This is a genomic window from Bifidobacterium ruminantium DSM 6489 (assembly GCF_000770925.1).
In the GTDB taxonomy this organism is placed as follows: domain Bacteria; phylum Actinomycetota; class Actinomycetes; order Actinomycetales; family Bifidobacteriaceae; genus Bifidobacterium; species Bifidobacterium ruminantium.
This window is the reverse complement of sequence record NZ_JDTK01000020.1, coordinates 13,776-34,699: the sequence shown is the minus strand read 5'-3', so window position 1 is coordinate 34,699 and position 20,924 is coordinate 13,776. Positions and strand designations below refer to the sequence as shown.

At 62.2% G+C, this 20,924-nt stretch carries 17 protein-coding genes; 3 read left to right on the top strand and 14 right to left on the bottom strand.

The features are described 5' to 3' along the window. Window positions 1-24: 24 nt before the first annotated feature. Window positions 25-1,284: a deoxyguanosinetriphosphate triphosphohydrolase gene (locus tag OU26_RS07855; RefSeq protein ID WP_026646321.1), complete on the bottom strand. Its 1,260-nt coding sequence runs from the start codon at window positions 1,282-1,284 to the stop codon at window positions 25-27. Window positions 1,285-1,328: 44 nt separating this feature from the next. Beyond that, window positions 1,329-2,687: an alanine racemase gene (gene alr, locus OU26_RS07850; RefSeq protein WP_026646320.1), complete on the bottom strand. Its 1,359-nt coding sequence runs from the start codon at window positions 2,685-2,687 to the stop codon at window positions 1,329-1,331. Window positions 2,688-2,921: 234 nt separating this feature from the next. On the opposite strand from alr, the gene OU26_RS07845 reads away from it, so the two are divergent. Further along, on the top strand, window positions 2,922-4,349 hold the full coding sequence (locus OU26_RS07845; RefSeq protein ID WP_026646319.1) for an amino acid permease: 1,428 nt from the start codon (window positions 2,922-2,924) through the stop codon (window positions 4,347-4,349). A gap of 100 nt (window positions 4,350-4,449) precedes the next feature. Here OU26_RS07845 and OU26_RS07840 read toward each other — a convergent pair whose 3' ends face one another. From OU26_RS07840 to OU26_RS07795, 10 genes are all read right to left on the bottom strand, one after another. Further along, complete coding sequence (locus OU26_RS07840; RefSeq protein WP_237743793.1) at window positions 4,450-4,917, bottom strand: GNAT family N-acetyltransferase; 468 nt, start codon at window positions 4,915-4,917, stop codon at window positions 4,450-4,452. A 187-nt stretch (window positions 4,918-5,104) separates the two neighbouring features. Continuing rightward, window positions 5,105-5,590, bottom strand: coding sequence for an S-ribosylhomocysteine lyase (locus tag OU26_RS07835; RefSeq protein ID WP_026646317.1), 486 nt, complete (start codon window positions 5,588-5,590; stop codon window positions 5,105-5,107). A gap of 106 nt (window positions 5,591-5,696) precedes the next feature. Next, the gene (recQ, locus tag OU26_RS07830) at window positions 5,697-7,649 is read right to left on the bottom strand and encodes a DNA helicase RecQ (RefSeq protein WP_051592917.1); all 1,953 of its coding nucleotides are present in this window, start codon (window positions 7,647-7,649) and stop codon (window positions 5,697-5,699) included. A 132-nt stretch (window positions 7,650-7,781) separates the two neighbouring features. Beyond that, window positions 7,782-8,963: a cystathionine gamma-synthase gene (locus OU26_RS07825; protein WP_026646315.1), complete on the bottom strand. Its 1,182-nt coding sequence runs from the start codon at window positions 8,961-8,963 to the stop codon at window positions 7,782-7,784. Window positions 8,964-9,050: 87 nt separating this feature from the next. Continuing rightward, window positions 9,051-10,061: a pyridoxal-phosphate dependent enzyme gene (locus OU26_RS07820; protein ID WP_026646314.1), complete on the bottom strand. Its 1,011-nt coding sequence runs from the start codon at window positions 10,059-10,061 to the stop codon at window positions 9,051-9,053. A gap of 448 nt (window positions 10,062-10,509) precedes the next feature. After that, window positions 10,510-11,283 (bottom strand): ABC transporter ATP-binding protein, encoded by a 774-nt coding sequence (locus tag OU26_RS07815; protein ID WP_026646313.1) that lies wholly within the window; start codon window positions 11,281-11,283, stop codon window positions 10,510-10,512. A 2-nt stretch (window positions 11,284-11,285) separates the two neighbouring features. Next, the gene (locus OU26_RS07810; protein ID WP_026646312.1) at window positions 11,286-12,071 is read right to left on the bottom strand and encodes an ABC transporter ATP-binding protein; all 786 of its coding nucleotides are present in this window, start codon (window positions 12,069-12,071) and stop codon (window positions 11,286-11,288) included. Further along, window positions 12,068-12,925 carry an ABC transporter permease gene (locus tag OU26_RS07805; protein ID WP_026646311.1) on the bottom strand — a complete coding sequence of 286 codons (858 nt, stop codon included), beginning with the start codon at window positions 12,923-12,925 and terminating at the stop codon, window positions 12,068-12,070. Before OU26_RS07805 ends, OU26_RS07810 begins: the two co-directional genes overlap by 4 nt. Continuing rightward, window positions 12,922-13,902, bottom strand: coding sequence for an ABC transporter permease (locus OU26_RS07800; RefSeq protein ID WP_026646310.1), 981 nt, complete (start codon window positions 13,900-13,902; stop codon window positions 12,922-12,924). The genes OU26_RS07805 and OU26_RS07800 overlap by 4 nt, the downstream gene beginning before the upstream one ends. 39 nt (window positions 13,903-13,941) lie before the next feature. Beyond that, window positions 13,942-15,597 (bottom strand): ABC transporter substrate-binding protein, encoded by a 1,656-nt coding sequence (locus tag OU26_RS07795; RefSeq protein WP_026646309.1) that lies wholly within the window; start codon window positions 15,595-15,597, stop codon window positions 13,942-13,944. 201 nt (window positions 15,598-15,798) lie between these two features. Between OU26_RS07795 and coaBC the strand changes: the two genes are divergently transcribed. After that, window positions 15,799-17,079, top strand: a complete 1,281-nt coding sequence (coaBC, locus tag OU26_RS07790) for a bifunctional phosphopantothenoylcysteine decarboxylase/phosphopantothenate--cysteine ligase CoaBC (RefSeq protein WP_026646308.1) — start codon at window positions 15,799-15,801, stop codon at window positions 17,077-17,079. Window positions 17,080-17,170: 91 nt separating this feature from the next. Beyond that, window positions 17,171-17,941 carry a type III pantothenate kinase gene (locus tag OU26_RS07785; protein ID WP_026646307.1) on the top strand — a complete coding sequence of 257 codons (771 nt, stop codon included), beginning with the start codon at window positions 17,171-17,173 and terminating at the stop codon, window positions 17,939-17,941. 18 nt (window positions 17,942-17,959) lie between these two features. Here OU26_RS07785 and OU26_RS07780 read toward each other — a convergent pair whose 3' ends face one another. Beyond that, window positions 17,960-19,324: an ABC transporter substrate-binding protein gene (locus OU26_RS07780; protein ID WP_237743795.1), complete on the bottom strand. Its 1,365-nt coding sequence runs from the start codon at window positions 19,322-19,324 to the stop codon at window positions 17,960-17,962. A 242-nt stretch (window positions 19,325-19,566) separates the two neighbouring features. After that, entirely contained in the window at window positions 19,567-20,859 is a 1,293-nt protein-coding gene (gene sstT / locus OU26_RS07775; protein ID WP_026646305.1) for a serine/threonine transporter SstT, read from the bottom strand. Window positions 20,860-20,924 lie beyond the last annotated feature (65 nt).

Genomic DNA, 20,924 nt, shown 5'->3' with positions numbered 1-20,924 from the left:
TCCAGCCTACCAGTCCATTCGGCCTCAGCACAGCAGGGAGTGGAGCGCCATCGCGGAGGCGTCGGTCAGGCTGGCCACCTGGTCGATGGCCACGCGGAGCCGGGCGCCATCGTCCGCGGCCCGACGCCAATCGTCGAGGAACACGTTCTCCAATGCGGTGGACGGCCGGGGATTGTCCTTCATGAACACGTCGACCAGATCCCCGACGATCCGGCGTTGCTCGACGTGCATCGGATCGTGTTCGCCGGGCGCCATGACGAAATGCACCGCGATGCCTTTGAGCGCCACGATCTCGTAGCCCGTCTCCTCGGGAACCACCAGATTCCCACGATAACGGGTCAGCGGATCGGTCCCATACGTGTCCCTCGTGGCATGTTCCACGGAATCGGCGAACCGGCCGATCAATTCGCTGGTCATGTTCTTCAGCCGTGCGAACGAGCGCCGCGAACCATCGAAGCCGTCGGGGAACGTGTCACGTCGGCGCATGCGGTCGAACGCATCCACCAGCCTGCCGCCATCCCATTGGGGGCCGTACCATGCGCGCGCGTCCTCCGCTATCGCACCGATCACCGCGCCGTCGCGTAGGACGCCTGGATCGAACGCGCCGGTGGCGATGGCGTCCTCCACGTCGTGCACACTGTAGGCGATGTCGTCGGCAAGGTCCATGACCTGGCATTCGATGGGCCGGCGTGTGGGATCCGACGCGCCGCGTTTGAGCCAGTCGAACACATCCGTATCGTCCGGATAAACACAAAATTTGGCTCCGCGCTCCCCTTTCGGATGCGCGGCGGCCTCGTCGAGCGTCCATGGATATTTGACTGCCGCGTCAAGCGCGGCACGGGTCAGGTTCACGCCCGCGGAACGGCCATCGGGGAACATGACCTTCGGCTCGAGTCGTGTGAGCAGCCGCAGGGTCTGCGCGTTGCCTTCGAAACCGCCGATGTCCCGGGCGATTTCAGCGAGCGCACGTTCCCCGTTATGTCCGAACGGCGGGTGTCCAAGGTCGTGCGCGAGGCAGGCGCAGTCGACCACGTCGGGATCGCAGCCGAGCGAAGAGCCGATCTGCCTTCCGATCTGCGCGACTTCCAGCGTATGTGTGAGCCGTGTACGTGCGAAATCGTCCGTGCCGGCTACCAGAATCTGCGTTTTCGCACCGAGCCTGCGCAGTGCGGATGAATGGATGAGACGGGCGCGGTCGCGTTGGAAGGCGGTGCGCGAGCTTGATTTGGGCGATTCGGGCGCCCAACGTTCCTCGTCGGACGCGCAGTATCCCTCGCTCGTCATGGCGCACCGCCTTTCGGTCGCTCCGGCGATTGCCGCGCGGATTGTTACAGAATGCTCGTCGGGTCGAGTTTGGCGAAGTCCTCGGCCGGCAGCACTTCCGCGGCATGCTCGTACAGGCGCGGGATGCGGTTGCGCAGGCAGGTGAAGATCTCATAGCTGATGGTGTCGGCGGCGCGGCCCCAATCGTCGGCGGTCGGCTCGGCGTAGTCCTCGCCGCGGCCGGGTCCGAACAGTTCCACGGTGTCCCCCTCGTGGATGCCGAGCGATTCGGCGGAACCGTGCAGGTCGAGCATGAACTGATCCATGCACACGCGGCCGGACACACGGTACAGCCGGGGGCCTTCCGCGGTCATCACGCGCACCGGCCCGCCGGGCTTGATCACATGCTTTGCGCCTTCCATGTCGAATCCGGAGGCGGAACGGTGGATGCCGTCGGCGTAGCCGAGCGGCACGATCGCGGTAGAGGTGTCGGTGGGGGTCAGATAGGTGCGCCCGTAGGAAATGCCGTGCCCGGCCTCCACAGCCTTGACCGTGCCCAACTGGGCCTGCAGGGTCATGGCCGGTTTCAGATCGTACGTGGATGGGGTGCCCATGGCCGGGTCAGCCTCGTATCCGTACAGGCCGATGCCGGGACGGGTCAGTTCGAAATGAATCTCCGGGCGGGACAGCGTCGCCGCGGTGTTGGCGAGGTGGCGAATCTCCGGCGCGATGCCGGCGGCTTCCATGCGGCTGGTGAAATCCTTGAAGCATTCGACCTGCTGGTCCGTGGCGGCCACGAATTCCGGCACGTCGGGCGCGTCCGCCACGGCAAGGTGGCTCCACTGTCCGACGATGTGCAGCACGCCTTCCTTGGCGAGCGGCACCAGCTTGGCGAGCGCCGTGTCGAACGTTGCGGGCGTGAAGCCGTTGCGGCCGAAGCCGGAATCGACCTTCACATGTACACGTGCCGTCTTACCGAGTCTGCGTGCGGCGGCCGCGACGCCGTCGATGCCGGCGAGCGAGCCGACGGAGATGTCGATGTCGTTGGCGATCAGCTCATCGAACGGCACTTCCGCGCCGCTGTACACCCATGTCAGAATATGGCAGCGATCCGGACCGATGCCGGCCTTGCGCAACAGCAGCGCTTCGTGCGATTGCGCGGTGCCGAGCCACGTGGCTCCGCCGGCCAGCGCCGCGAGGGCTGCCGGAATCAGACCGTGTCCGTACGCGTCCGCCTTGACGACGCCCATGACGGCGGTGCCGGAATGCGGGCCGCCCACGACGTTGACTAGATGCCGCATATTGTCGCGCAGTGCGGCGAGGTCGACGATGGCCTGCGCCGGATACTGTCGACGGGCAGCCTGGTAATTCGCTTTGCCTTGTTCGGATGAGAAATCCCATTCATGTGTTGCGCTCAAAGTCATGGCTCCTATTGTCGCGCCGCTATGTGACAGGAGTGGAACATCCGGAACGCATGGTGAGACGATTCACGATGTTTTCACGATTTTGTCCGGCAGTGTTTTTTACACTTTCCATACACAAGGCTGTTGCGCATATCGCCGCGGCCTTTCTGATTTCTGGCGTTGAGGCGTGCCAGAGTCCCGGAAATCCGTCCGGTCCAGCCCATTTTTAAAACAATCACAGGGAATCTGACGACCATGGATCTATTTCGCAAGAAGTCGGTGGACCAACTTGTCTCCGAATCGACTCCTCTGAAGCGAACACTGAAAACCTTCGATCTGACCATGTTGGGCATCGGCGCCATCATCGGTACCGGTATCTTCGTGCTCACCGGCAAGGGCGCGCTCACCGCGGGACCGGCATTGTGCGTGTCCTTCCTGCTTGCCGCGATCTGCTGCGGCTTCGCGGGTCTGTGCTACGCGGAATTCGCCGCAATGGCACCTGTTTCCGGTTCCGCCTACTCGTACGCGTATCTGGCGTTCGGCGAGCTGATCGCCTTCGTCATCGGATGGGATCTGATCCTGGAATACGCATTGCAGGCGGCCACCGTGTCCGCCGGCTGGTCGGGCTATTTCAACAAGCTGTTGGAAGGCTTCGGCCTGCATCTGCCGGTCGAACTGACCGCCGCGTACGGCACCACGCCGGGAGTCACCACGTATTTCAATCTGCCGGGCTTCGTGATCGTGCTTATCATCACGTGGGTGCTGTCCATCGGCATCAACCAGACGAAGAAGACCAACGACATCATGGTGATGATCAAGCTGGCCATCATCGTGCTGTTCATCGTGTGCACCGTCTGGTACATCAATCCCGCCAACTGGAAACCGTTCTCCCCGTATGGCATCTACACGTTCCAGCCGGGTTCGACGCAGCCGTACGGCATCGTGCCGGCCGCGTCGATCGTGTTCTTCAGCTTCATCGGCTTCGACGCCGTCTCCTCTTCCGCCGAGGAGACCATCAATCCGAACAAGACGCTGCCGCGCGGCATCCTGATCTCGCTGGCCGTGTCCACCGTGCTGTACATCATCATGACGCTCATCATGACCGGCGTGGTGCCGTACAAGGAGTTCGCGAAGTTCATCGACGCTCCGGTGGCGGGCGTGATTCTCGAGACCGGCCTCAACTGGCTGGCGTTCATCGTGAACCTCGGCGCGCTGATCGGCATGACCACCGTCATGCTGGTGCAGCTGTACGGCCAGTCGCGCATCTGCTACGCCATGAGCCGCGACGGCCTGTTCCCGAAATTCTTCGGCGATGTGCATCCGAAGTACCGCACACCGTTCAAGGGAACGTGGTTCTTCGGCATTCTGACGGCGATCGCCGGAGGCTTCATCAACATCAACGTGCTGTTCGAACTGGTGAACATCGGCACGCTGTCCGCGTTCATCATCGTGTCGGCCGGCATCCTGTGGATGCGCAAGACCCAGCCGGACGCCCATCGCGGCTTCCGCGCGCCGGGCGTGCCGTTCACGCCGATCTGCGCGATCGTGTTCTGCCTGATTCTGATCTTCGGCCTCAATTGGGAGACCTGGGTGCGGTTCGCGGTGTGGTTCTCACTCGGCCTGATCGTGTACTTCGCCTATAGCCGCAAGCACTCACAGCTCAACGAACCCGGTCTGTTCTAGGCATCCGCGGCTTTCCTTCCATCAGATAACAAGCGAGCCGTCCCCGTGTATCACGCGGAGGACGGCTCGCTTGTTATATCGAAAATAAGGTATGCGGCTTTCACCACTCGTGGCGTTGGTACGCGATCCTCGTAGTGTCGGTGGGCCTGTCCAGCAGCTGGATCAGTCCGCAACGCGCGAATCCGTTCGATTCGAGCACATGCTGCATGGCCTTGTTGTTCGGATGCGTGTCGGCGCGCACGTTGCCGTAATGCTCGATGCACCAGTTGATGCAGTCCTTGGCCGCGCCCTTGACGAGTCCGGACGACGCGATGCGGTGGATGGTCACGTACGAGTCGTCGTCCAGCCACGCCCCATCGATGTGCGCGTAGGTCGGATCATCTCCCGTGCACAGTGCGAATTGGGCGAGGATGCGCTCCCTGCCATCCACCTCGTCGACCAGCAGTATGGTGCGATGCTGGCGGATGTCGTCACGCACCACTTCCTCACGCGGAAACGTGTTTCCCCACTGCGTGGGATTCCCGTTGGCCGCCATGAGCTCACGCGCATGCTGGTAGATCCTCAGCATGGCGGGCAGATCCTCCGTGGTGGCGCGACGGAACCGACGTTCGAAAGTGGTTTCGCTCAACCCGTTCACCTCAATTCGACTGCATGCCTCTCTCAGGCATTCCAGCCGTCAAAGCTACCACGCCCACCGCACAGCGGCGCGCGTTTCACGCAATGTGTTTCACGCCACATACTCCACGCGACACGTCTCACACAACGCGGCGTTCGAACGGATCGGAGCTGATGCCCTTGGCGAGGATGCCCTTCGCCCACTCCTTGGCGGTGAACAGGCTGTGGTCGCGATAGTTGCCGCAGCTTTCGATCGTCGTCGCGGGCACATCGTTCCACGTGGCCTTGTATGCGATGAATTCCAGAGATTCCTTCAGCGCCTTCGCCACGTCCTCCGTGGAATGCTCGCCCCACGTCAGCAGATGGAATCCAGTGCGGCAGCCGAACGGGGAGCAGTCGATATATCCGGGGATGCGCTCGCGCAGCAGCACCGCGATGGTGTGCTCGATGGTGTGCAGACCTCCCGTCGGGATGGCGTTCTCATTCGGCTGCACCAGACGCAGGTCGTAGTTCGAGATCACGTCGCCGTGGGGACCAGTCTCCTTGTCGATGTAACGCACATACGGCGCCTTCACCTTGGTATGGTCCAGCTGGAAGCTTTCCACAACCGGCTTGTCTTCTGCCATGTTCACGTCCTTTCTTAGGGTTCCATTAACATTCGTCCATGTTCCACTGTCCACGTTTCGGCCGCATCAGTCAACCGTCGCGCCATACGTGTCGGCTATGACGCGCTCAAGCTTCACCGCCGGAGGCCGCGCGGATCACGTCCATGAACCGTTCGCCGTACTGTTCGAGCTTACGTTCGCCCACGCCATCGACTTCCAGGAATTCCTCGTCAGTGACCGGTTTGAGCCGCGCCATGCCGCGCAATGCCTTGTCGGAGAATACGATGTACGGAGGTTTGCCGAGTTCGCGGGCGATGTCCAGACGCAGCGCGCGCAATCGTTGGAACAACGCCTCGTCCTCATCGTCCGGCACATACGATCCGACGGCCGCCGGAGCAGCGGAAACCCGTTGCTCCGCCACACTCGACCGTTTGATCCGCTTGATCTCGTAATGGAAGTCCGGCGAAACCGTCTCCGCGGCGCGAGGTCCGAAACAGACGATCGGCATACGCCCCTCCGTAATCGTCAGGAATCCGTCAGTGGCCATCTGGCTCAGCACGTCGCGGATGCGCGCTTCCGGCACTTCGTCGAGCATGCCGAACGACGGCAGGCTTTCGGGGTTGAGATAGCTTAGATCCTGCGCCTTCGAGCCGCGCAGCACCTTGACGATTTTGCCGCTGCCGACATGCTGGTTCACATCGTGCACGCAACGGCTGATGGCTCGGGCGATGTCGGTGACGTCGATGGTTTCGAATGTGTGCTCGCAGTTGGCGCAACCGCCCACGCATTTGCCGTCCGTTTTCGCCGCCGCGCCCGCGGTTTCGCCGAAATACCGGGTCATGTACGCGTGCAGGCAGTCCGTGGTACGGCAGTAGCCGACCATCGCGTCGAGCAGCCGGCGTTTCGACGCGCGTACGGCCTCCTGCTCTTCGGGAGTCAATCGTTCGTTTTCGTAATCCGAATCGAGCAGCCGGCGGCGGGTGACGATGTCCGATTCGTTCCACAACAGCGTGCAGCGGCTTGGTTCGCCGTCTCGTCCGGCGCGACCCGCCTCCTGGTAGTACGCTTCGATGGATTCGGGCATGTTGTGGTGGATGACGAACCGCACGTTGGATTTGTCGATGCCCATGCCGAACGCGTTGGTGGCCACGACCACGGGCACACGGTCGGTGACGAAATCGCGTTGCGCCTTCTCTCGTGCGTCGGCGCTCATACCGCCATGGTAGGCGACGGCGATGGTGCCGATATCCGACACATCCGCACCCCCTGCGGCACGCAATTCGGCGACGGCGCTGTTAAGCGATTCGGCGAGCGCTTCCGTTTCCTTGCGCGTGGCGCAGTAGACGATGCCGGATTCGTCCGGATGGCTGGCGATATAGGACGCCACCCAGGATGCTTTGTCTTTGCGTGGCATGCTGATGACGTCGAAATACAGGTTCGGCCGGTCGAAACCGGTGACGGTGATGGACGGTGTGTGCAGGCCCAGAATCGAAACGATGTCGCGCCGCACGCGTTCGGTGGCGGTCGCCGTGAACGCCGCGACGGTCGGGCGGTTGGGAAGATGGGCGATGAATTCGCCGATGCCGAGGTATGAGGAGCGGAAATCCTGTCCCCATTGGGAGACGCAATGAGCCTCGTCAACGGCGACGAGGGAGATTCGCACACGGTTGGAGAAGTTGCGGAAACGGTCGGTTTCCAAGCGTTCCGGGGCTATGTACAGCAGTTTGATCCGGCCGGACGCCGCTTGGGCGAATACCATGTCCTGTTCGTCCGGCGTCTGCGTGGTGTTGATGAACGCGGCCGGAAGACCCACGTCGTTCAGTGCGTCGACCTGGTCCCTCATGAGGGAGATCAGCGGCGAGATGACGATGGTCACGCCCGGCAGCATCGCGGCCGGAATCTGGTAGCAGATGGATTTGCCGGCGCCGGTCGGCATGACGCCGAGCACGTCGCGTCCGGAGAGGATTGCCGAGACGATGCCGGATTGTCCGGGACGGAACGAATCGTATCCGAAATAGCGTTTCAGCGCGTCCAGCGCATGTGGGTCAACGGGTTCGACGGATTGAACAGCTTGCGTCATGCCTCCCAAGTGTAGCAACGTCGAAATTCGGCGGCATCGGTTTCGTCGACGTCACGTGGCATCGACGAAGGCGGGGCGGCCGGCACGGATTCCTTTCCATGCCGGCCGCCCCGCGATTCTCCGACGGATGGATCAGATCTGACGGAATGCCTGCTCCAAGTCGGCGATGAGGTCGTCCGCATCCTCCAGACCGACGGACAGGCGGATCAGGTTGGCGGGAACCTCAAGCGTGGTGCCAGCCACGGAGGCGTGGGTCATGGCGCCTGGATGTTCGATCAGTGATTCCACACCGCCCAAGGATTCCGCCAAGGTGAACACCTCGGTGGCACCGGCGAACTTCTTGGCCGCTTCGAATCCGGCGGCAATCTGGATGGAGATCATGCCACCGAAGCCGCCGTGCATCTGGCGCGCCGCGATCTCGTGGCCCGGGTGCGATTCGAGGCCCGGGTACCACACGCGCTCCACTTCGGGGCGGGTTTCCAGCCACTGCGCGATCTTCAGCGCGTTGCGGCTGTGCTGCTTGACGCGCAGGTCGAGTGTCTTGAGGCCTCGGATGTCCAGCCAGGAATCGAACGGCGAGGGCACGGCGCCGGCCGCGTTCTGTAGGAAGGCCACGGCGTCGCGGGTCTCCTTGTCATTCAGAACCACCGCGCCACCGACCACGTCGGAGTGGCCTCCGATGTACTTGGTGGTGGAGTAGACCACCACGTCGGCGCCGTCGTCCAGCGGATGCTGCAACACCGGCGACGCGAAGGTGTTGTCCACCACGACCTTGGTGCCGTGCGCATGCGCTACGGCGGCGGTGGCTGCGATGTCGGTGATGTTGAGCAGCGGGTTGGACGGGGTCTCAACCCAGATGTAGCGGTACTGCTTCTTCGCGAGCGCGGCGGACACGGCGGCCGTGTCGGTGATGTCGACCACGTCGAGGCCGATGCCCCACGGCACAAACACCTTGGAGAGCAGACGGTAGGTGCCGCCGTACACGTCGTTGCCGAGCAGGATGTTGTCGCCGGGCTTCAGGGTGGAACGCAGCAGCACGTCGATGGCTGCGAGGCCCGAGGAGAAGCTCAGCGCGTATTTCGCGCCTTCCACGCTGGCAAGCTGCTCGTCGAAGGAATTGCGGGTCGGGTTGATGGAACGGCTGTAGTCATAGCCGTGGCGCAGCCCGCCAACGCCGTCCTGCTTGAAGGTGGAGGTCATGTAGATCGGCGTGACCACGGCGCCGGTGGTCGGATCGGGTTCCTGGCCTGCGTGGATGGCACGGGTGGCGCGGGCGGAGGCGTTGAGGGCTTCGGTGTTGGTCGAGATGGTCATGATGGGAACTCCTTGAAAATATCGAATGGTTTGGGTTGTTCGGATGATAGGCATTGGATTATGGGTTTGCGGGTTTTCGAACGGTGTCTACAGATATTGTTCGGCGAGGCTCGGCTTGGTGGTGCGTTCCACGACGTCGGCGAATCCGTTGGCGCGCATCCAGTCGTCATTGAAGATCTTCTCCATATAACTGCGGCCGGAATCCGGTAGCAGCACCACGACAAGCTGGTTCTCGTCGAGATCGTGCTCGCGGGCGTATTTGAGGGCCGAGACCACGGCCATGCCTGAGGAACCGCCGACGAGCAGCCCCTCCTCGTTGGCGAGGCGACGGGTCATTTCGAAGGCTTCGGCGTCGGTGACCTGCACGATCTCGTCGGGAAGGTCGCGGTCGAAGGCCTTCGGATAGAAGTCCTCGCCGACTCCTTCGATCTTGTACTGGTGCACGTCGTCGGGGTTGGAGTAGATGGAGCCTTCCGGATCGGCTCCGATGACCTGCACCGCGCCGTCGGAGACGTCCTTCAGATAATGTCCGGTGCCGGAGATGGTGCCGCCGGTGCCGATGCCGGCCACGAAATGCGTGACCTTGTGGTCGGTGGCTTCCCAGATCTCCGGGCCGGTGGTGCGATAGTGGCTTTCCGGACCGTTCGGGTTATCGTACTGGTTGGGGCGGTAGCCACCGGGAATCGCCTTGGCGAGGCGGTCGGCGACCTGGTAGTAGGAGCGCGGATCGTCCGGGCCTGCGTCGGTGGGGGTCACAACCACTTCGGCGCCATAGGCGCGCAGGACGGCACGCTTGGCTTCGGAGACCTTGTCCGGCAGGGTGAAGATGGTGCGGTAGCCACGCTGCAGGGCCACGAGGGCGAGTCCCACGCCGGTGTTGCCGGAGGTCGGTTCCACGATCACACCGCCGGGCTTCAGCTCGCCGCTACGCTCAGCGGCATCGATGATGCGTTCGGCGATACGGTCCTTGGACGAGCCGCCCGGGTTGAGGTATTCGACCTTCACCGCGATGGTGGCCTTGATGCCGTCGGTCACGTGGTTGAGTTTGACGAGTGGGGTGTTGCCGATGAGTTCGGACAGCGAGTTGTGGATGGTCATGGCGTTTCCTTTGCGCGACGTTTGCTTCGTGGAATTTTCGATTGGTTTTCGATTTCTTGTTTTCGAGAAGCTCGCGTCCGTCGCGTGCAATCGCTGAAACGGGACCTGCGTATCGGAACATGCGTCCATTCGTCATCGCATATGCCGACTTCATCCGGCATGTGGTTTCGAATGATGTTTTGGCGATTCGCCCACGGACTGCCTCAATCGCAGCCGTGATATGAAAAGTCCTATCTCAAGTTATGCGTCGATGAACCGCGCGCCCCTCGGGGCGAGTGGTCAGCGACAACAACAACATGAGAAATTGAACATGGCTCACACCATAGCACACCCGTTGACAACAGCGTGTCCACCGTGTCCGCATGGTGAACGTGCCATAGCCCATGCAAGGTCGAAAATGGCCGGCGTCATCGCACGACCGCCATGCATGCGCGCATCCTTCGCACGGCTACATCGTGGCGGCTTGCAGCAATCGTTTCGTGTATTCGTCGCGCGGATGCGCCAGTATCCATTCGGTCGGACCGGATTCGACCACGCGTCCGTCATGCAGCACCAGGATGCGGTCCGCAAGGTGCTGCACCACGCCCAGGTCGTGGGAGACCATGATGATCGCCATATCGGGTTCGGCGTTGCGGATGGCTTCGAAAGATTCGAGGATCCGGACCCTTGCGGCCACGTCGATGGCGCTCATCGGCTCGTCGGCGAGCAGCACCTTCGGCTTGTCCACGATGGCGCGGGCGATCGCGGCGCGCTGCGCCTGTCCTCCGGACAGGTCGATGGGGAAACGATCGGCGAACATTTCCGGATCGAGGCTCACCATGTCCAACGCCTCGGCCACGCGTTCCGCGACATGCTCCCGCAGCCAATCCGGATGATGCAGACGGAGCGGCTCGCCGACAGAACGGCCGACGCGCCACCTCGGATCCAACGAATCGAACGGATTCTGGAACACCAATCCGGATTGCGCGCGCAAATCGCGCGCCACGTCGCCCCGAAGCGGCTTTCCGCAATATTCAACGCTGCCATCATCGGCGCGCTCAAGTCCCAGCAGCACGCGTGTCAGTGTGGTTTTGCCCGAGCCGGATCCGCCGATCACCGCAAGGCACTCCCCCGCATGCAATCGCACGTCCACGTCGAACAGCACCTGCCGGCGGTGCCGCCCCGCGCCATACCATTTGGCCAGACTCCGGCCTTCCAGCACCATCCGTTCATCATCGCCCATGGTCAGGCTCCTTCGTTTCCGGCGTGCAGCGACAAGGCGCGCGCCGCTTCGACCAGCCGTCGGCCCTCATCGGTTTTGGGATCCGCCAGCACATCCGCAGTCGTGCCGAACTCGGCGATCCGCCCGCGGTCGAGCACATAGCAGCGCGTGGTGACACGGCTCAGAACGGTGAAATCGTGGGTGATGAACAGCATGGAGGCCTTCGCGTCATCCACTAGGGAGGTGAGCAGATCCACAATCTGACGTTGGGTGATCGAATCCAACGCGGTGGTCGGCTCGTCCGCGATGATCAGCCGCGGAGACGTGACCAGCGCCGTAGCGATGCCGACGCGCTGCCGCTGCCCGCCCGACAGTTCGTGCGGATATTTGCACAGCACGTCCTCGCGCAAGCCGACCTTGTCCAGCATGCGCGTGACGCGTTCCAATCGCTCGGCGAGCGTCAGATCGTAATGCAGATACAACGGAAGCCCGACCTGCTGCGCCACCGTCATCACCGGGTTCAACGCGGCGGACGGATCCTGGAACACCATGCCCACGTACCGTCCACGCAGGTCGGCAATCACATTGTCGGACGCGCCAACGATCTGCGTGCCGCCCAATTCCACACTGCCTTCCACGCGTGCGGTGGGGGGCAGCAATCCCATCACCGCTTTGGCGATCATCGATTTACCGGAACCGGATGAACCGACCAAGCCGACGCGTTCGCCGTCGGCAATGTCGAGATCGACGCCGTGGACGATCGGCTTGCTATTGATGGCGATGCTCAGGTCACGGATGGAAACGCTCATGAGTCCTCCCTCAACGCGGGATTGGTCAATGGGTCGAGCGCGTCGCGCAACGCGTCGCCGAACAGGTTCAACGCGACCACCACCATGGTGACGATCAGGCCGGGCCATAGGACGGCCATGGGATAGATGCTGATGAATTTCACGGACGTGGACAGCGAATGCCCCCAACTGGGCACGCCGGCTCCGACGCCGACGCCCAGATACGTGAGTCCCGCCTCCGCCAGCATCGAGGTGCCGGCGCTCATGGACAGCTGCACGCACAATACCGGCAACGTGTTCGGCACGATGTGCGAGAAGAACACGCGGACGGTACTCGCCCCCGACCACAATGCCGATTCGACGTACGCGGAACGCGCGGCGAGCATGGCGGAGGGACGTAGGATGCGTGCCAGATTCAACCCGTATGCGCAGCCGCAGGAGGCCACGACCACCGCGGCGGACGCGCCAAACGGCACGGTGAGGATCAACGCGATCAGCACAGTCGGTATGGAGATCAGCGCGTCGACCACGACCACCGACGTGGACGCGAGGGCTCCGGAGCGGGACACCATCGCCGCCACCAGCGCCAGTCCAATCACCGCTGCGACGATGACGGTGAGCACGGCGATCAGCAGATTCGTGCGGGAGCCGGCCATCAGCCAGCTCAGCACGTCCGCTCCGGTGCCGTCGGTGCCAAGCGGATGCGCCGCGGACGGCGAGGCCCACACGTTGAAACCGTCGGTGTCGAGCAGCGGATACGGCGTCCAGACAAGGGATGCGGCGGCGGTCAGCAGCCACAGTCCGATGACGACCAGCGCGTATTTTCCGCCCACTTTGGACCAGATGGACGATATGACGATTTTCGACGCACTCATGCGGTCGCCTTTCCCGAGGTTATGCCGGCGGTTTTCAGACGTGGATCCAGCGCGCGGTGCGCCACATCGACCACGAGCCCCAGCAGCAGAAAGAACGCGGCCAGCAGGAACAGTTCGCTTTGCACCGCGATGAGGTCGCGGTTGCCGACGTCGGTGACCAGCATGGCACCAAGACCCGGCAGGGCGAACAGGTTCTCCACCACCATCACGCCGGTGATCATCTGCGCGAAGGTCAGACCGATCACGGACACCAGTTGAGGGGTGGCCAGACGCAGGGCCACGCGTAGCACTGCCTGCGTGCGGGTCATGCCGCAGGCCATGGCCATGTCCACCGCCTGCGAGGAGGCCATATCCCTCACCGCGGCGCGCGTGTAGCGCATGATGGACGCTCCGGCCGTGATGCCGGTGGTGAGCGCGGGCAACGTCAGCGAGGCGAGCGCACGCAGCGGCGACGACCAACCGTCATCCGGGAAGCCCTGCGCGGGTAGCAATCCCAACAGGCCCGAGCCTCGGGAGAACAGCAGTATCAGCAGCAGACCGCCCCATAACGCGGGGATGGCGCCGGCCACAATCGCAATGCCGTGGTACAGACCGCGCAACCGGTGGCTGCGCGCCAGCACGGCGGCACAGCCGAGCGGAAGCCCTATCGCAAGCGCGATCAGAAGACTCAGCACGATCAGCGGAAAAGTCACGGACATGCGCGTCACGACCTGCCCCGCCACCGATCTGCCGCCGACCGCGGACACACCAAGATTGCCATGCAGCAGCCCCAGCATCCAATCGCCGTATTGCGCGACAAGCGGCTTGTTCAAACCAAGATCGTCGCGCAACGACGCAATGCGTTCGGGGGTAGCGTTGGTGCCGGCGATCACCGCGGCCACGTCCCCCGGAAGCACGCGCAGCATCACGAACACCAACGCGGACAGGCCTATCAGAGCCGCCACGAACAGCACCAGCCGTTTCACCACGAATCGCATGATCGTCCACGCAACCTTACTTACTTGACCTGCCTGGTCTTACTTGGTCTTAGAGATCCGCCACAGAGGCAGCACCGTCTGGCTGAGCTTGCCGGGGAAGCCCTGCACGTGCTTGTCGACGGCCACCGTCACGCGGTAGCCGAACAGCCAGTCCGCCGGCGCGTCCTCGCTGACGGCCTTGGCCGCCTGCTTGAGGTAATCGGCGCTTTGCTTCTCGTCGGTGGCTTTGAGCGCTTTGGCGTACAGTTCCTGCGCCTGCTTGCCGTCGTAGTGGAAGTAGTAGTCCGGCGTGGTCCACTTGTAGAAGTCGTGGCTTTCGGCATGATCCACCAGCGAGAGCTCATAGTCGCCGTTGGTGTGCACGTCCTGCAACCAGGTGGAGAACTCCACATAGTTGATCTTCAGATCGATGCCGATTTTGGCGAGCTGGCTTTTGAGCTGGTCGCCAAGCTCGGTGCCGTAGGTGTTGGCGTAGGTGAGGGTGAGCTTCAGCGGATTGTCGGTGGAGTACCCGGCCTCTTTCATGAGCTGCTTGGCCTTGTCCACATTGTACGGATACAGGCTTGTCAGATCCTCGTATCCCGGGTCGACGGACGGAATCGGCCCGCCGAGCGCATAATCGACGTTCCCGCGGGAGGCGATGATCTCCTTGTGGTTGATGCCGTAGCGGACGGCCTGGCGGATGCGCTTGTCCTTGAGCTTGCTGTTCGCGCAGTTGAACGCGAGCACGAATTTGTCGCTGCCGTCGGCCGCGGACACCCGATATGTATTCGTATCAAGCGATTTGGCGAGTGTGGCGTTCACCGGGGAAAGCACGTCCACGTCGCCGCTTTTCAGCGCGTTGACGGCTGCGTTGTCGTCGGTGAGGAAGCGGATCACCACGTTCTGGGTGGCGGGCTTGTGCGCGGTTCCCCAATATTTCGGATTGGCTTTGAGCACCATTTTGCTGGCCGAGTCGAAGGATTCGACGGTATACGGGCCGGAGCCGACCGCTTCGGTTTTCGCGTTGTATTTGGCGTTTTTGTCGAACACGAGGCCAGGACGTCCGGTCAGATACCACAGCAGGTTGGAGTCGGGGGTGGAAAGGGTGAGCTTGACCGTGTTGGCGTCCACCGCTTCGGCCTTGTCGAGGCTGGCCACCTGGTTGGCGTTGTAGTACTGCTTCTCCTTGAGCTGGTTGATGGACCAGGCCACGTCGTCAGCGTCGAGCTTGTCGCCGTTGGAGAAGGTCATGTTCTGGTTGAGATGGAAGGTGTAGGTTTTCCCGTCCTTGGAAATGTCCCAGGATTTCGCGAGGCCCGGCTGCACTTTGTTGTCGGAGTCGCGCGACAGCAGCGCTTCGTAGACGTTGCCGATCAGCACCTGTTCGATGGCCGATCCGGACTGGTGGCGGATGTCGAGGCTGACCGGGGCGAGTTTGAGCCCGATGGTGACGGTGTCGGCTTTAGTTACGCCGGAAGTGTTCGCGTCATCGTTTTTGCCGCGCGTCACTGCAATGGCGACGATCACCGCGACGGCGGCGATGATGGCGATCAACGCGATAAGCCACTTCTTCGGGCCTTGCGATTTCGCGCCGTTCGACGATTTCGCACGCGCGTTCAGCGTGGCGTCGGTGCTTGCCGTGGACTGCGGCTGCTGTTCGTTCTCCTGTTTGGTTGCGTCGGCTTCGCCGTGCGCACCGGTAGGTGACGACATGGGATTTCTCCTCTTCGTATTTTCGATTATGTGTTGTGATTGCGGTTGACCGCCTGCGTGAGGTCGATCACCACGGCCTGATTCTACCGTCCGCCATACCCGCGGCCCGTTCGGATTCGCCCGCAAAGCGCGCGGAGGCTTCGGCCCGGTTATATACTTGACGCAGTCGCGGCAGGTCACAACGAGAAGGACGGTTGATCCATGGCGCATATTCTTTTGGGGGTCACCGGCAGCATCGCCGCGTTCAAGGCCTGCCATCTCGCCTCCGATTGGAGCAAGCAGGGGCATGAGGTGCGTGTGGTGATGACCGCCGCCGCACAGGAGTTCGTCACTCCCCTGACGTTCAGTTCCCTCACCCACACGCCGACACGCACGTCCATGTTCGCCGCCGGACATCGTCCCGGCGCTACGGCCGACGTGGCACCCGGACCGGACGGTCCGCTGCAGATCAGTCACGTGGCCGACGCGAAGTGGGCGGATCTGCTGGCAGTCGCTCCGGCGAGCGCCGATATCATCGCGAAAATCGCCTGCGGCATCGCCGATGACCAGCTGACCAGCACCATGCTCGCGTACGACAAGGGACCGAAGATCCTGTGCCCCGCCATGAACGTGCATATGTATGACAACGCCGTGACGCAACGCAATCTCAATACCTGCCGTGAGCTCGGTTGGACGATTGTGGAGCCGGAAAGCGGCATGCTGGCCTGCGGCGACGCCGGCAAAGGGCGTATGGAGGAGCCGGCACGCATCGAAACGGCGGTGGAAGCGCTGCTGCTTGCGAATCGTCCGGACGGCGAGCTGCCGCTTAAGGGACTTGCCGTGCTCGTCACCGCCGGCCCGACGCAGGAGCCGCTTGATCCGGTGCGGTTCCTCACCAACCATTCCACCGGCAAGATGGGGTATGCCTTGGCCGAACAGGCACGCGATCTGGGCGCGCAGGTGACGCTTGTGTCCGGTCCGGTGGCGTTGGACGCCCCGTATGGCGTGGATGTGGTCGATGTCACGACCGCACGGGATATGTTCGACGCGGTGACGAACCGGTTCGCGGACACGGACATCACCGTCATGGCCGCCGCGGTAGGCGATTTCCGTCCGGTCGAGCAGGCCCGGGACAAGATCAAGAAGAACGGGCGCAGCGGCATCGAACTCGAACTAACCTCGAATCCGGACATTCTGGCTTGGGCCGGCGAACATAAGCGGCCGGACCAGACATTGTGCGGATTCGCCATGGAGACGCGCGACCTTGAGGCCAACGCGGCGAAGAAGCTTAACGGCAAGCATTGCGACATGCTGGTGGCCAACAACCTGCGCACCCCCGGCGCCGGTTTCGCAGCGGACACGAACGTGGTGACGGTGCTGACGCCGGGCGAAACCGCAGACAGGCCAAGCATCGAACGATGGAGCAAGATGGGCAAGGACGCACTTGCGAAACGTATTCTTGTCAAGCTCGCAGCCATGCGTGCGGACGGCGAACGGCGCTAACCGCAGCATTTTCGAATCGCAATAACCGTATCAATCGCAATAATCGCAATATTTCAACGGAACTTCCGCAAAACGCGAAGGAGAACGCAACATGCTTCTGATGGCTGTGGATATCGGCAACACGAACGTCGTGATCGGTTTCATCGACGATGGGCGCATCGCGGGCACGTACCGCATCACCACGAAGGCGAACCACACGTCCGACGAATACGGGCTGATGATCACGCAGTTCCTGGCTTTGAGCGGCTACAAGCCGGCGGATGTCGATGATGTGATCATCTCGTCCGTGGTGCCGAAGGTCATGCATTCGTTCCGTGCGAGCATCGTGAAGTTCCTTGGCATCGATCCGATGATCGTGGGGCCCGGGGTCAAAACGGGGCTCAACATCCGCATGGACAATCCGCAGAACATGGGCGCGGACTGCATCGCCGACTGCGCCGGCGCGTACTACGAATACGGCGGGCCCATTTTGGTGGCCGATTTCGGCACGGCCACCACGTTCAACTACGTCACCGCGGACGCGGCGGTGATTTCGGGACTGATCACCACCGGCATACGTACCGCGGCGGCCGCGTTGTGGGAGGGAACCGCGCAGCTGCCGGAAGTGGAGATCACCCGTCCGAAGTCGATTCTCGCCAAATCGACGAAACCGGCCATGCAGGCGGGCTTGTATTACAACTTCCTCGGTGGCATCGAACGGACGATCACGCAATTCCATCGGGAGATTGACGAGGACTTCCGCGTGGTGGCGACGGGCGGATTGAGCCGCGTGTTCGCCAACGACACGGACATGATCGACATCTATGACCCGGATCTGATCTTCAAAGGCATGCGGCACATCTACGAACGCAACGTCCGCTAGAACGGCGTCACGGTGCCGTTACTGGATGACGAAGCCCTGATTGGCCCCATACTCCTTCAGATCCTTCTGCCATAGCGAGATGCCGCCCTTGAGCTTGATGCGGTCGGACGATTCCGTGTTCCTCAGCGCGTCACCAATGCTGGACGTGTCGGGCACCTGTCCTCCAGCGGCGATGATGTCGAGCCTGTCCTGCTCCTTGCGTAGCATGCTCGACCACTTGTAGGCCTTCCCCACCGTGGAACGGAAATCGCCTCGCGCATACACTTCGAACGGCAGATACTGGTATCCGGTCGACACGTTCTCCGCGGCGCGGGACAGCACGCGGTTGTACTCCTGGCCGCCGAAATACGGTATTTCGATGCCGCGGTCGTCGGTCACCGTGGTCCTGCTGAGGAATTTCGGATCGGACAGCGTGTCGTTGTCGGCGGGGAAAGCGCCGCCGTCCACACGGGTTTTGATGCCTTTGGCGTTATGGCACGCGTATTCGATGAAACGGTACGACGCCTCGGGCTTGCGGGAGCGTTGCAGCACGGCGAGTGCCGATCCACCGTTCTCCGACGTGACGGCCTTGCCGTCCGGTGTCGGCATCTGGGACACACGCCACAGACCGGCTGCGCCGGGAATGTCGGACATGAGCAGCGACGGCAGCCAGGCGCCCGAGAACAGCGAGGCGATCTTGCCTTGCCCCACGGCCGATTTCCAGGAATCCGACCATGTGGTGCGGTTCGTAGCCACCAGTCCCTCGTCGATCATCTTCTGCCAGAATTCGGTGAATTTGCGGGTGCCCTCGTCCTCGGTGAGATTGATCGTCACGTTCTTGCCATCGTTCGACGTGGAGAACGGACGGCCGCCGGCAAGCCAGATCATCGTGTCGTAGAAGCTCGCGTCGCCCGAATCGGCGGTGATGTACACGCCGATCTTCTTGAGTTTCTTCGCCGCCTCATAGTAGTCGTCCCATGTGCGGATCTTGGACGCGTCCACGCCGACCTGCTCGAACACGCTGTCGTTGTAGAAGAACGCCATCGGGCCGGAATCCATGGGCAATCCGTACACACGGCCGTTCAACTGCACCGAGGACCATGTGCCGGGCGTGTAGAAATCCGAATATCCCTCGGTTTTGCCGGTGATGGCCACCAGCTGGCTGCTGACCGCGTACTGGCGCAGCGCGTAGTATTCGAGCTGCACCACATCGGGAATGCCATAACCGTCCTGGATGGCGTTGTTGAGCTTGTCATAGCCACTGGTGTTCTTCCAGATGACGCGGATGTCGGGATTCTCCTTTTCGAAACCGGCGATGACCTGCTTCATGCTCGGCTCCCACGACCATACGGTGATGGCCGTGCGCGTGTCCTCGGCTCCGCACGCTCCCGCGCCCATCGTCATGACGCAGGCGCAGAAGATGGCGACAAGCCGCCTCACCAGTTTCAATCCCACGACAGCGGACCTCCGTCCCGTTTCCTTCACGTTCTATACCAACTCCAGATTATACGGAAGGTCTGCGTACAGTCTCCGGAAAAATGGCCGTATCTATGGGAAACGGACACGGAACGATGATGTTCCGTGTCCGTTTCCCATATACGATTGGTCCGTCATATCGATAACATATGACGGACCAATGAGGCGAATCAGGCTTCGATGCCGAGCTTGGCACGCTCCTTCTTGGAATACATGAAGGCCGGAAGCTGGCGGCCCTGCTTGATCCAGGAATGGTATTCGGCGGTAGCCGCGAACTCCACGTCGGAAGCGGAGTTCAGGCAGGTCTCCACGGAATCCTGGATGACGCCGATGATGAAGCCGACGCCCACCACCTGCATGGCGATGTCGTTGTTGATGCCGAACAGCGAGCAGGCCATTGGAATGAGCAGCAGCGAGCCGCCCGCCACGCCGGAGGCGCCGCATGCGCCGAGCGCGGAGACCACGGACAGCAGGATGGCAGCCGGCAGGCTGATCTGGATGCCGAGCGTATTGGCCGCGGCCATGGCCATGACGGTGATGGTGATGGCCGCGCCGTTCATGTTGATGGTGGCGCCCAGCGGAATGGACACGGAGTACATGTCCTTATCGAGGCCGAGCTTCTCGCACAACTGCATGTTCACGGGGATGTTGGCGGCCGACGAACGGGTGAAGAACGCGGTCAGGCCCGATTCCTTGAAGCAACGGTAGACCAGCGGATACGGGTTGCGGCGCAGGAACAGGAAGATGACCAGCGGTCCGAACACGAGCACCATGAGCAGCATGGTGCCGACGAGCAGGAGCAGCAGGCTGCCGTACTTGGTGAAGGCAGAAAGGCCATTGTCGGCCACATTGGTGAACACCAGACCCATGATGCCGAACGGGGCGAGGTTGATGACCCAGCGGATCACCTGGGAGACACTGTCGGCCACGTTGGCCATGAACGCCTTGGAGCTTTCATTGGCGATGGACTTCATGGCCAGGCCGAACAGGCAGGCCCACATCAGAATGCAGATGTAGTTGCCGTCGATGATGGCCTGAATCGGATTGGCCACGATGTTGGTCAACATGGTCTGGATCACTTCGGAAAGGCCCTTGGGCACCACGTCGGCCTTGGCGGCCTTGCCCAGGGACAGGGTCTGCGGGAAGGCGCGGGAGGTCAGCACGGCCACGACCGCGGACAGGAACGTGGTGAACAGGTACAGGAACACCACAGTGCCGAAACGACGGTCAAGCTTGGAGCTACCCTGCGCGAGGGCGCTGGCCACCAGCACGAACACCAGAATCGGAGCCACGGCCTTCAACGCGGACACGAACAGGGTGCCGAATTCTCCGATCCAAGTCACTTGCGGCATGATCAATGCCAGCACGGTGCCGATGACCAGACCGACGATGATGCGGACGATCAGCGAGGCACCGTTGTAGATATCGGCGACGCCACGGATGGCTTTGGAGATTTTACCCATAGTTCTCTCTCACTCTCTTGGAGCCGGAATCATTCCGGCAAGTCAACAGAAAGCCATGATAATCA